This window comes from Gaoshiqia hydrogeniformans, from assembly GCF_049347105.1.
GTDB lineage: Bacteria > Bacteroidota > Bacteroidia > Bacteroidales > Prolixibacteraceae > Gaoshiqia > Gaoshiqia hydrogeniformans.
Window position 1 is genome coordinate 2,596,492 of sequence record NZ_CP186334.1, and the last position, 12,254, is coordinate 2,608,745.

A 12,254-nucleotide genomic window follows, 5' to 3' on the forward strand; every position below is an offset into this window, starting at 1 on the left:
ATTTCATTACAATTTTGTTCATAAAATGGCAAAGCTTTTTTTACTGTTGGGAGGAAATCTTGGGAATAAAGAGCAGATTTTCAGTACGGCCCGGTTGCGGCTGGCTGAAGAGTTGGGACCGATCTCCCGTTCGTCGTCGGTTTACGAAACAGAACCCTGGGGTTTTCAGTCTGACGATTTATTCTGGAACCAGGTGCTGGTACTCGATACGGACAAAAGCCCGGAAGAGGCGTTGGCTACTACAAAAATCATTGAGCTTGAACTGGGCCGCGTGCGTAAAGCCGAACGCTATTCTTCGCGGATGATTGACATCGACCTGTTGTTTTATGACGATCTGGTTTACCACGAACCCAAACTCGAATTGCCCCATCCCCGGATGATCGACCGCCGGTTTGTGCTCGAACCCCTGGCCGAAGTCGCCGGGGCCATGCTTCACCCGGTGTTCAAACAAAGCATCATCGAGCTGCTGGAGAACTGCTCCGATCAGCTCGATGTAAAAAGATTGGAAAAGCAGGTTTAGCGTTTGACTGCCTGGCCTGCTACAATGGTTTCCTGAAAGCGAAAATCTACCTGCTTAAATTCAGTTTTTCTACAGAAGAAGAATCGATCTTCAACGATTTCATCACGGCATCCAGGTTTGTCAGGTCGATGGCTTTATTGCTGGCATAGGCTGCCGGGAGAACAGCGATCCGGAATACCTGGTTGTTGGTTTCGGATGGCAGTAACAGGCTGTAATCGAAGGTGCATTCGAGGAATACCTGAACATCGCCAACCGTGTAATCAAAGTTATACAGCAACACGCCTTCGGGCAACACCACCGTTTGCGGCAACAAACGCCAAACATCGAGGTTATCCACCTGGTCCCACAGGATGTAAACCAACACGATATCGCTGTCATAAATTTCAAAGTTATTGGGGAACTGGTAGTACAGGGTGTAATTATTTTGAGCGTTAAAGGTACCCTGGATCTCAAAAACAGTCCCTACCAGGTCATCTCCGTTAAGCCCGTCCATTCCGGGAGGGCCTTGTTCTCCTTCGCAGGCAGTTAAAAAAAGAACTGCCAGTACAACTAAAATCCGGCTAATTGTTTTCATAGGATTGATGTATTAAGTGTTTTGTTATTGAGTTCAACCCACGACAAGGATTATGCCACAAATCGGCAACGGATTTAGGCAAAGTCAGGCAATTTTGTAACTTTGTCGTCCTCCGAAAGAACGTTTTTTTCGATTATTCATAATAAAACAAACAATAAGATGGCATTAATTAACGAACACTATCTGAAGTTAAAAGCGGGATACCTGTTTCCCGAGATTGGCCGCCGGGTGAGGGAATTTGCCGAAGCCAACCCCGGTAAAAAAATCATCCGAATGGGTATTGGCGATGTGACCCAGCCTTTGACCCCAACCATTGTAAAGGCTTTTCACGAGGCGGTTGACGAAATGGGCCGGGCTGACAGTTTTAAAGGTTACGGCCCGGAACAAGGCTACGACTTTTTACGCCAGGCCATTGCCGATCATGCTTACAAAGCGAATGGCATTGATATTTCGGCCGATGATATCATCGTGTCCGACGGCTCAAAATGCGACACCGGAAACATTCAGGAAATTTTTGGCAGCCAAAACAAAATTGCTATTTGCGATCCGGTTTACCCGGTATACGCCGATACCACCGTAATGGCCGGAAAAACCGGAGAGTGTGCGGCAAATGGTTATTACTCCGGCATTATTTACATGCCCTGTACCGACGAAAATGGCTTTATCCCTGAATTGCCATCCGAACGCCCCGACCTGATCTTCCTTTGCTATCCCAACAACCCGACAGGAACTGTTGCCGGTAAAGAAGAGCTGGCCAAATGGGTAAAATACGCGAAGGAAAACAAGAGTATCATTTTATTTGATGCCGCTTACGAGGCATTTATTACCGAGGCAGGCATTCCTCGCTCGATTTACGAGATTGAAGGCGCCAAAGAAGTGGCCATCGAATTTCGCAGTTTTTCAAAAACCGCCGGATTCACCGGTACCCGTTGCGCGTTCACGGTCATTCCCGAAGAGCTGAAAGCGTACGACAGTGAAGGCAATGCCCATTCGGTGAAAAAACTGTGGCTGCGTCGGCATACCACTAAATTTAACGGCGTTTCGTACCCGGTACAAAAAGCCGCCGCCGCCGTTTATACCGAAGAAGGTCAGAAAGAAGTGAAAGAAGTGGTTGCTTATTATATGGAGAATGCCCGTATCATGCGCGAAAGCCTGGCTGAAGCCGGGTATCGGGTTTTTGGCGGGGTGAACGCTCCCTATATCTGGGTGAAAACCAAAAATAATATGAAATCGTGGGATTTCTTTGACAAGGCGCTGAACGAGGCCAATGTGGTCGGCACCCCCGGATCAGGATTCGGGCCTGCCGGAGAAGGCTATTTCCGTTTTTCGGCTTTTGCTGACCGCGACAACGTGATTGAAGCCATGCAACGAATTAAAGACCTGGGCTGATCTCCAACCATAAAAAAGACAGACGCGACCCTGGCCTCTGCCAGGGTTTGTTTTGTATGTTGGTCATGATAAGGGTGCAAGCCTTTGTATGTGCCGAGCTGATAGGAAATATTAGCGATTGGCAAGGGTGTCAGGGGTGACCCTTAATCTGAAGGAAGCCAACAGTAAACTTGATGTATTGATGAACGGAAACCAGATATAAGGCTGATTTGGGGTGGGTAACCGAGCAATGGATTGGGAAAACCCAAAACTCGACCGTATCCTCATGCAGTAAATCAGGCAGTAGACAAGGAAAGTTTATGATCTTATCCCGAAAGGTCTCAATTTTTTGAAGAACCAGCAAGGCATATCATACCGGCGCGACCTGTTTACAGAACATGAGTTGAACGCTATGCGCCAATGTGCAGGGAGTGAAGACGTAATCGCGCAATACTATTGGAGGGTCAAATAGGAAAATCCAAGTGCCTCGGGAGGCCAGGTTTCATGATTCGGAGGCGACGGAGCGCCTCGGTTTCGGCTTCCTGGCTCAATTTCCTTTTTCTTGTCTTATATCTTACCGGTGACTTTCTTTCTTCCTGACGACTCTCAAAAAACCGCGAGCAGGAGGTCAATATCTTTCGAAGGAATGTTCAGCTTTTCGCCCAGGTCGTTATTGGTGAGGATGCCGTTGTAGATATAAATTCCTTTGCGGAAACCTTTGTTGTCTTTAATGTAATTTTGAATTCCGCCAATCTCGCCGATAGAAATAATCACGGGAGCCAACACGTTACTCAGCGCGATGGATGCGGTTCGGGCCACCAGGGAAGAAATGTTGGGGACGCAATAGTGAACGACGCCGTGTTTCTCGTACGCCGGATTATTCAGGTCGGTGCAGACGCTGGTTTCAAAACAACCTCCCTGGCTGACATTCAAGTCGACAATGACCGAACCTTTTTTCATCCGTTGTACCATTTCCTCGGGAACCCGGAACCGCGGGCTGATATTGGTCGACATCGCACCAAGCACCACATCGGCCGATTTGAGGGCTTTTTTTAATACATTCGGGTACAAGACGGATGTAAAGATGCGCTGTCCTAATTTTTCTTCCAGTTTCCGGAGTTGAAAAATGTTCTCGTCAAAAACTTTTACAGTTGCTCCTAAGCCAAGCGCTGCCCGGGCGGCAAATTCTGCAGCGGGGGTCGCACCCAGGATCACCAGTTCGGTAGGCGAAATTCCGGTGACACCACCCAGCAATACTCCTTTGCCGTTGCGCGAATTGCTCAGGTACTCGCTGGCCACGGTGATGGCTGTTACCCCCGAAATCTGGCTCATCAAGCGGACAACCGGGAGACAGTTATTTTCATTCTCCATGTATTCGTAAGCGATCGACGTAAGTTTCTTCCGCATCATGTTCCGGATGGATTCCGCACAATGCGTGTTCAACTGCATATTGGAAATCAAGGTTTGGTTTCCGCGAAGCAGATTAACTTCGTCCTGATCGAACGGTGATACCCGAAGTACCACATCACACTGAAATATTTCTTCTTTTTTTTCAAGCACTACGGCGCCGGCTTCCAGGTATTGCTCATTGGTGTAGCTCGCTGCTTTGCCTGCATTGGCCTCCATGTAAATTTCGTGCCCGTACGAAACAAGAAGTTCGACGGCTTCGGGAGTCAGGGGGATGCGATACTCTACCTTTGAAAAATCGGACGGAATTCCGATCGTAATTTTTTTTCCTTTACGACGGATCTCCAGCATCTCTTCCTTGGGTACAAACAAGGTGGCCAGTTCCGGGACATGCTCTTTTTCAGTCATTGGAGGAAGAATTGAACGTTGAAGTTACGTTTTCCGAATAAATATTCAAAATACCGTTATAAACGAATCGCTTTAATCTGTCTTACTGTTGGCGATACTTCTTCGATGCGGACCTCAATCAGCCGGTCGGGAAGCAAGGCTTCAACCTTCTCGGGCCATTCCATAAAACAGTAATTTCCACTGTAAATATAATCATCGAATCCCATATCAAGGGCTTCGTCAATATCCTTAATCCGGTAAAAATCAAAATGAAAGACTTTTTTCGGTCCGGCTGTGTCGTATTCGTTGACCAGGGCAAAGGTGGGACTGGTAATATTATCCACCGAACCCATTGCCCTGCAAAGGGCTTTGATGAAAGTGGTTTTTCCTGCACCCATCTTACCGTAAAAGGCAAAGATCCGGTCTTCCCCGAAGCATTCCAAAAATTGTTGGGCTGCCGGCCCCAATTCTTCAACAGAATTTATCTGAACTGTAAACATGCTGTTTATGATTTGGCGTGCAAATTAAGAAACTTCTGTTAAAAAAGTTTCGGGGGCTGATTGTTAATTTATGTTTTGGAAAAATGTATTACTTTTGATGAATAATACATAGAAACTTGCAATTATGAATCTGCCTGAAAACTTAAAGTACACAAAAGAACACGAATGGATCCGTGTTGAGGGTGATGTTGCCGTGGTGGGCATTACCGATTTTGCCCAGGGCGAACTGGGTGATATTGTTTTTGTTGAAATTGAAACCGTAGGTGAAACCCTGGCGATGGGAGAAACATTTGGTACCGTTGAAGCGGTAAAAACAGTTTCCGACCTGTTTATGCCTGTTGGCGGCGAACTGATTGAATTTAACACCGCTCTGGAAGATCAGCCTGAGTTGATCAACAAAGATGCTTATGGTGAAGGGTGGATGATTAAAATTAAACTGGAAGATCCTGCTCAGTTGGATGTGCTGATGGATGCTGCTGCTTATAAAGCAATGCTCGAAGCATAATTTTTGGTCCTGATTTCACCGCGTTGGCGGCAACAATACATGGATCCCCGAGGTAAACAAGCCTCGGGGATTTTTTTATGAACCGACCGATGGCCATTAAAACAACCGGATTCCCAAGCCGTATTCAACCCAATCGGCAATGAAACCGTTTTGGGTTTTTAAGCCCAGTTGGAAATAAACAACCCTGCTGAGATCAAATTTCAGGGCAGGACGCAGAAAATAGCTTCCTTTGAAGTTTCGTGCTTTTTGATGCAGATAGGTGCCGCCTTGCATTCGGATGGCCATTTTCCAGAACATAAAATCGTATCCGAGGTGAGCGCCGTAAAAATCAACAGAATGATCAGGGAAAGAGATTTTAAGACTACTGTCATAAAACGCGTCAAACCCCAGGGATATAGCGCTCTTCTCTGTGAATTTATACTGGCCTTCCAGAATTGAGCTAAAGGTACTGTATTGCTTATTCGATCCTTTGTGTTCACGATCCTGAACAAGCCCGGTTGCCATGTAAAACAGTAAGCTGTATTCACTGACAGGCATGGCTTTGCGGTAGGTGTCGAGTACCGGCCTCACATCCAGAATCTTAGTCGGGTTGGGCGAATTGTCAATCTTATTTTGGCGGGCGTTAAAGTTATAGCGGATTCCCAGATTCGGACCAAACATATTCAGCCCTGAATTTGGTAAATATGTCCTCCCGTTGCTGAGATGTGTGATATCCAGCCCATACAGCAAGTCAATCTCGCGGGTAATGCGGTAGCGCCCTCCTAAATTCAGGTTAAAATAAACGTTAAACCTGGAACCGATGGCGTCATTGTCCGAATTGTTTTCTTCGTCGTACGGATTCAGGTCATAACTGATTCCAAAGGCGGGTTCCAGTCCAATTTCGTGACGCCGAAACTGGAACAGGGGAAATGAAATAAAACCATACAGGGCTCCGGGCATGCCCAGTACGTTCGGATCACCAATAAAACCACTGTACCAGCCAACCCCATAGCCCGGGTACCGGTATTTGCTTTGCCAGCCATCCGGATTGTTGCTCTGCCAGCCATACCTGACCTCTACTGCACGATAGCCGTTTTTAAGCGCATCGCTTAGTGATTCGCCGGAGTAATAATGACTCCCGGAGTGTCCTTTTATCTCAATAAAGCGGAATTGACGATAAGGATTTGTGTCTTTACCTTCCAGCTTTTTTCCGGCCAATCCCGAAATGAAAACAATAAAAAATATCCGGATAATTTTATTTACCTGCATAAGATCAAAAAGAAATCAAACTCTAACCTTAATTTGTCAAAGTAAAATTATATTTCAAAGAGCAATTTACTAACAAAGTTCATGCAACTTTTTCTGAAACCATGTAGTTTAAAAAAATCTTAACATGAATCCGGGCGAATTATCGGAGGATGATTGAGAGGGGATAAGTGGTGAGTAGTGAGTAACCGGTGATCGTCCTCTGCGCTTCTCGGCGTCCTTTGCGTTTAAATCATTAACGCAGAGAGTTTCGAGTTTCGAGTTCCAAGTTTCCGGTCTTGATTCTTGACTCGCAGCTTGCGACTGAACACTGATCACTGAATACTGAATACTGCGACTTCCTCCCGTCTTACTACTTCCTGCTCTTTTCATGGTCTGAAGAACAATTCTTATTGTTTTGCGATTTCAATAGATTTTTGTACTTTTGCGCTGACAATTAAACACAAACCGAGATAGGGGACCTGAAGTCCCCTATTTTATTAAGCATGTTCTATGATCGACCGGGATAAAATAATTCAATGGATAGAAGAAAAGCTGACGGAAGATCAATTTATCGTTGACGTAGAGGTCAGTCCTGCAAACCAGATCACGGTACTGCTCGATAGTGAAAAAGGAATTACCATTGACCATTGCGTTCAGGTCAGCCGGCAAATTGAAGGGAAGCTCGATCGCGAAGTTGAAGACTTTGAATTACAGGTGTCTTCGGCAGGGCTTGGTCAGGCGTTTAAAGTACGCCGTCAGTTCGTGAAAAATATCGGGCAGGAAGTCGAGGTGGTTCTTTCAACCGGACAAAAACTGGCAGGCCTGTTAAAACTGGTGGATGAAGCCGGCTTTGAACTGGAAACAACAAAGAAACAGAAGGTGGAGGGAAGCAAGGCCAAAGAATTCGTCACTCAATCGCATCATTTTTCGTTTGATGAAGTAAAAACAGTTAAAAACATTATAAAATTCTAAAAACCGGGCAAGATGGATAATATTAATCTTATCGATACCTTTTCCGAATTTAAAGACCTGAAAAATATTGATCGGGTCACGATGATGAGTGTGCTGGAAGACGTTTTTAGAAACGTTTTGCAAAAGACATTCGGAACAGATGAAAACTTTGACATCATTATCAATATCGACAAAGGCGACTTTGAGATTTGGCGTAACCGGACCGTTGTTGAAGACGATGCGATAAGCGATCCAAACCTGGAAATTACGCTGTCGGCGGCCAAAAAAATTGACGCCGATTATGAGGTAGGCGAAGAGGTGACCGATGAGGTTAAATTACACGAATTTGGAAGGAGAGCGATCCTTAACCTGCGGCAGAATCTGGCCAGCCGAATCCTCGAACTCGAAAAGGACCATATTTATAACAAGTATAAAAATAAAATCGGCGATATCGTCACCGGCGAGGTGTACCAGGTCTGGAAAAAGGAAATCCTCATCCTGGATGACGAAGGGAATGAGTTGATTTTGCCGAAGCAGGAGCAAATTCCTTCCGATTATTTCAGAAAGGGCGATACCTTACGCGCGGTTGTTTATAAAGTAGAACTGCGGAACAATAACCCGCTGATCATTTTGTCGCGGACCTCATCAGTATTTCTGGAACGTTTGTTTGAGCTGGAGGTACCTGAAATTTTCGACGGGCTGATCACCATCAAAAAAATTGTACGCGTTCCGGGTGAACGTGCGAAGGTGGCTGTTGAGTCGTATGATGAACGCATTGATCCGGTAGGTGCATGCGTGGGCATGAAGGGATCGCGTATTCACGGAATTGTGCGGGAGTTGCGCAACGAGAACATCGATGTGATCAACTATTCAACCAATTTGCAGTTGTTCATTCAACGTGCCCTCAATCCGGCAAAAATCACGTCGATTAAAATTCATGAAGATACCAAACGGGCCGATGTTTACCTGAAACCCGACGAGGTTTCTCTCGCTATTGGAAAAGGAGGCTTAAATATTCGCCTGGCCAGCCAGCTAACCGGATACGAAATTGATGTATACCGCGAAATGGTTGCCGACGACGAAGATGTTAACCTGGATGAATTTGCTGACGAAATTGAAGGATGGATCCTGGATGAGTTGAAGGCAATTGGTTGCGATACGGCAAAAAACGTGTTGAGCTTAAGCCGGAATGATTTAATTAAACGAACCGACCTTGAAGAAGAAACAATCGACGAACTGTTGCGGATTCTGCGGTCTGAGTTTGAATAAGTGTTTATTTTAAAAATAACCTGTCACGGGTCAGGTTTTAAATAAATTGAGTAAACTTGCATAATTTTCTCAATTAAGCAAAAAAGAAGATTATAAAAACAGATTGGGTATATGACAATTGGCAACAAAAATACGCGACTAAGTAAGGTAGCAAGAGAATTTAACGTTGGGATTACAACAATCGTAGAATTTTTGCATAAAAAAGGATTCGATGTTGATTCAAATCCGAATTCAAAAATCTCGGAGGATGCCTATCACTTGCTCGAAAAAGAGTATAAAAGTGATATCAGCCTCAAAAAAGAATCAGAAAAGATTAACCTGAAAAGCCAGCGTACCAAAAAAGAAACCATTACACTCGATGACCTGCATGAAGATGCTGAATCATTTGATGATGAAGACGACGATTCGGCGGATGAGATCCGGATTACGGATCACAGCAGTTCAAAAGGAGATATTTCGCCGGTGAAACAGCCAAAACCCCAAATCCCGGCTGATCAGCAGACGAAGCATTATACCCACCAGATTGAGCAGCCCAAAGTATTGGGTAAAATTGATCTGGAGCATCTGAATAAAAAGAAAGAGATCCCAACTCCCGAACCGGAAGAAAAACGACCGGAAGAAGTGAAAAAAGAAAAAATACAGGTAATTAAAAAGACGGTAGAAATCAAAGCCGAGCCAAAACCGGTTGAAGAACCTGCTAAGGCCGAGCCGGTGGAGCCGGTGAAAAAAGAAGAAACAAAACCGGTCGAACCCGAACAAATGCCAACCAATATTCCCAAAGTGGAAGAGGTTAAGGTGGTGGGACGAATCGACTTGTCAACCCTGAATCAGAAAACACGCCCGGCTAAGAAAACCAAGAAACAGCGGGAAGATGAACGCCGGGAACGAGATAAACAGAAAAGGCAATCGTTCCAAAGCCAGCAGGCGCCTGCTCCTGCCCCTGCAGATCAGGAGAATAAAGAAAGCAAAGAAAAAACACCGAGGCTTTCAGGGCCAACGGTGGTTGGTAAAATTGATCTGCCCGAGAAAAAGACCATTGTCATATCGCGTGACGACGCGGCTCAAAAGAAAAAACGCCGTCGGATCCATAAAGACGGGAACGAACAGCGGATTAATGTCGGGAACAAACAACAAGGCGGCGCTCCCGGCCAACAGAAGCAAGGGCCGGTTTCAGGCAAGGCCAAAAAACGGGTGATTAAAAAGGAAGTCAGCGAAGAAGATGTGCAAAAACAAATTAAAGATACGCTGGCCCGTCTCACCTCAACAAAAGGAAAATCAAAAGGATCGAAATACCGCCGGGATAAACGGCATGCTGCCAGCGAACGCGCTGCTGCTGAGCATGAAAAGCAATCTGCGGAAAAAAATATTCTGAAAGTAACCGAATTCGTATCGGTTGCCGAGCTGGCTACCATGATGGACGTGGGTGTAAACCAGGTCATCTCATCGTGTATGAGCTTGGGCTTGTTCGTGTCGATCAACCAGCGTTTGGATGCCGAAACCATGTCGGTTGTTGCGGATGAATTCGGCTACAAAGTTGAATTTGTAAGTGCACAAATTCTGGAAGCCATTGAAGAACACGACGATTTGCCGAATGAAGTTCACCCAAGAGCTCCCATCGTTACCGTGATGGGGCATGTTGACCACGGGAAAACCTCATTCCTTGACTACGTGCGCAGTGCCAACGTGATTGCCGGCGAGGCAGGGGGCATTACCCAGCATATTGGCGCTTATCACGTCACCCTGGAAGACGGTCGTCACATTACCTTTCTGGATACTCCCGGACACGAAGCCTTTACAGCCATGCGTGCACGGGGCGCCCAGGTTACCGACATTGCCATCATTATCGTAGCGGCCGATGATAACATCATGCCCCAGACTGTTGAGGCGATCAATCACGCCCAGGCCGCAGGAGTTCCGATTGTCTTTGCCATCAATAAAATTGATAAACCAGGAGCAAATCCGGAGAAAATCAAAGAAGGCCTGGCTAATATGAATTACCTGGTCGAAGAATGGGGTGGTAAATACCAAAGTCAGGATATCTCGGCGAAAAACGGCACGAACGTCGCCGAGTTGCTGGAGAAAGTCCTGCTCGAGGCCGAAATGCTTGAACTGAAAGCCAACAAGGATAAACGGGCCCACGGAACCATTGTTGAATCATCGCTCGACCGCGGACGGGGTTATGTGGCTACGGTACTGGTGCAAAACGGAACCCTGAGACAGGGCGATATTCTGTTAGCCGGTCAGTATTACGGGCACGTAAAAGCGATGTTTAACGAACGGAACCAACGGATTCAAGAGGCAGGACCTTCCGAACCGGTGATCATTCTGGGTCTCGACGGTGCGCCGCAAGCGGGCGATAAGTTCAATGTACTTGAAAACGAACGCGAAGCCCGGCAGATTGCCAACAAACGCGAACAGCTTTCGCGCGAACAGGGACTTCGTACCCAAAAACACATCACGCTTGATGAAATTGGCCGTCGTATCGCCATCGGTAACTTCCAGGAGTTAAACCTGATTGTGAAAGGCGACGTGGACGGTTCGATCGAAGCTCTTTCCGACTCGTTGATCAAACTTTCCACCGAAGAAATTCAGGTCAATGTGATCCACAAGGCCGTTGGCGCGATTTCCGAATCGGACATTATGCTGGCAACAGCATCCGATGCGATTGTTATCGGGTTCCAGGTGCGTCCCTCGCTTCAGGCGCGCAGGCTGGCTGAGAAAGAAGAGGTGGATATCCGTCTTTACTCCATTATTTACGATGCAATCAACGAAATTAAATCGGCTATGGAAGGAATGCTTTCTCCGGAAATCAGGGAAGAAATCACCGGAACCGCCGAGGTTCTCGAAGCCTTTAAGATCACGAAGGTGGGCACCGTGGCGGGATGTCTGGTTCGCGACGGGAAGATTGTCCGTTCACATAAGGTACGGATTATCCGTGACGGTATTGTTATTTACACCGGCGTACTTGGATCGCTGAAACGCTTTAAAGAAGATGTGAAAGAAGTGGTAAAGGGCTATGAGTGTGGTTTGAATATTGATGGGTACAATGACATCAAAACAGGCGATATGATTGAAGCATTCCACGAAATTGAAGTTGCCAAAACATTATAACCATTCATTGGTTCACAAGGAAAATCCGGCCCGCAAGCCGGATTTTTTTATGATACCTGTCTGATCATTTTTGATTTTTGTCCGGGAGAAGGCGTATTCGTGATTTTATTTGCCGAAAAACATAATTTTAAACAGGTCGTTGAAAAATATTTTGTGAAATAATTCGTTTATTGGGTTACCAAATGTGTATTTTAGCGATTAATACACGAGGACAGTAATAAACTGGCACAACATAATCGTCCTGATTATGAGAAAACTTGCCTGGTTGGTTGATGAATGCGGTTCATGAAAAAGATTTGATAATAACAATAATTGTGAACCTATGCATCAGAAGAACAATCCGTTACGAGAGTAATTAGTTTGGCAGCTTTATCTAATTAAAGCTGAAGTTCATCGGTTTTAACGATCATGGCATCGTCGTTAATGCTGATTGTT

10 protein-coding genes are annotated in these 12,254 nt (G+C 45.8%); 6 read left to right on the top strand and 4 right to left on the bottom strand.

Annotated features, from left to right (window positions below; genetic code table 11):
- Positions 1 to 25 precede the first annotated feature (25 nt).
- The gene (gene folK / locus ACOIT5_RS10335; RefSeq protein WP_423130392.1) at positions 26 to 520 is read left to right on the top strand and encodes a 2-amino-4-hydroxy-6-hydroxymethyldihydropteridine diphosphokinase; all 495 of its coding nucleotides are present in this window, start codon (positions 26 to 28) and stop codon (positions 518 to 520) included.
- Between the two features lie 46 nt (positions 521 to 566).
- Here folK and ACOIT5_RS10340 read toward each other — a convergent pair whose 3' ends face one another.
- Complete coding sequence (locus tag ACOIT5_RS10340) at positions 567 to 1,094, bottom strand: hypothetical protein (protein ID WP_423130393.1); 528 nt, start codon at positions 1,092 to 1,094, stop codon at positions 567 to 569.
- Positions 1,095 to 1,253: 159 nt separating this feature from the next.
- Between ACOIT5_RS10340 and ACOIT5_RS10345 the strand changes: the two genes are divergently transcribed.
- Complete coding sequence (locus ACOIT5_RS10345; protein WP_423130394.1) at positions 1,254 to 2,483, top strand: LL-diaminopimelate aminotransferase; 1,230 nt, start codon at positions 1,254 to 1,256, stop codon at positions 2,481 to 2,483.
- Between the two features lie 585 nt (positions 2,484 to 3,068).
- Here ACOIT5_RS10345 and ACOIT5_RS10350 read toward each other — a convergent pair.
- Together ACOIT5_RS10350 and tsaE are read right to left on the bottom strand one after the other, a co-directional pair.
- A complete protein-coding gene (locus ACOIT5_RS10350; protein WP_423130395.1) occupies positions 3,069 to 4,277 on the bottom strand; it encodes an alanine dehydrogenase in 1,209 nt (402 codons plus the stop codon).
- 56 nt (positions 4,278 to 4,333) lie between these two features.
- Positions 4,334 to 4,756, bottom strand: a complete 423-nt coding sequence (tsaE, locus tag ACOIT5_RS10355; RefSeq protein ID WP_423130396.1) for a tRNA (adenosine(37)-N6)-threonylcarbamoyltransferase complex ATPase subunit type 1 TsaE — start codon at positions 4,754 to 4,756, stop codon at positions 4,334 to 4,336.
- Positions 4,757 to 4,880: 124 nt separating this feature from the next.
- Here tsaE and gcvH point away from each other — a divergent pair, with 124 nt between their 5' ends.
- On the top strand, positions 4,881 to 5,261 hold the full coding sequence (gcvH, locus tag ACOIT5_RS10360) for a glycine cleavage system protein GcvH (RefSeq protein ID WP_423130397.1): 381 nt from the start codon (positions 4,881 to 4,883) through the stop codon (positions 5,259 to 5,261).
- Between the two features lie 96 nt (positions 5,262 to 5,357).
- Here the strand turns inward: gcvH and ACOIT5_RS10365 are convergent, their stop codons facing one another.
- A complete protein-coding gene (locus ACOIT5_RS10365) occupies positions 5,358 to 6,509 on the bottom strand; it encodes an acyloxyacyl hydrolase (protein WP_423130398.1) in 1,152 nt (383 codons plus the stop codon).
- 489 nt (positions 6,510 to 6,998) lie between these two features.
- On the opposite strand from ACOIT5_RS10365, the gene rimP reads away from it, so the two are divergent.
- The 3 genes from rimP (at position 6,999) to infB (ending at position 11,819) form a co-directional block, all read left to right on the top strand.
- A complete protein-coding gene (gene rimP / locus ACOIT5_RS10370) occupies positions 6,999 to 7,460 on the top strand; it encodes a ribosome assembly cofactor RimP (RefSeq protein WP_423130399.1) in 462 nt (153 codons plus the stop codon).
- Positions 7,461 to 7,472: 12 nt separating this feature from the next.
- On the top strand, positions 7,473 to 8,708 hold the full coding sequence (gene nusA, locus ACOIT5_RS10375; RefSeq protein WP_423130400.1) for a transcription termination factor NusA: 1,236 nt from the start codon (positions 7,473 to 7,475) through the stop codon (positions 8,706 to 8,708).
- A 111-nt stretch (positions 8,709 to 8,819) separates the two neighbouring features.
- The gene (infB, locus tag ACOIT5_RS10380; protein ID WP_423130401.1) at positions 8,820 to 11,819 is read left to right on the top strand and encodes a translation initiation factor IF-2; all 3,000 of its coding nucleotides are present in this window, start codon (positions 8,820 to 8,822) and stop codon (positions 11,817 to 11,819) included.
- Positions 11,820 to 12,254: the final 435 nt, after the last annotated feature.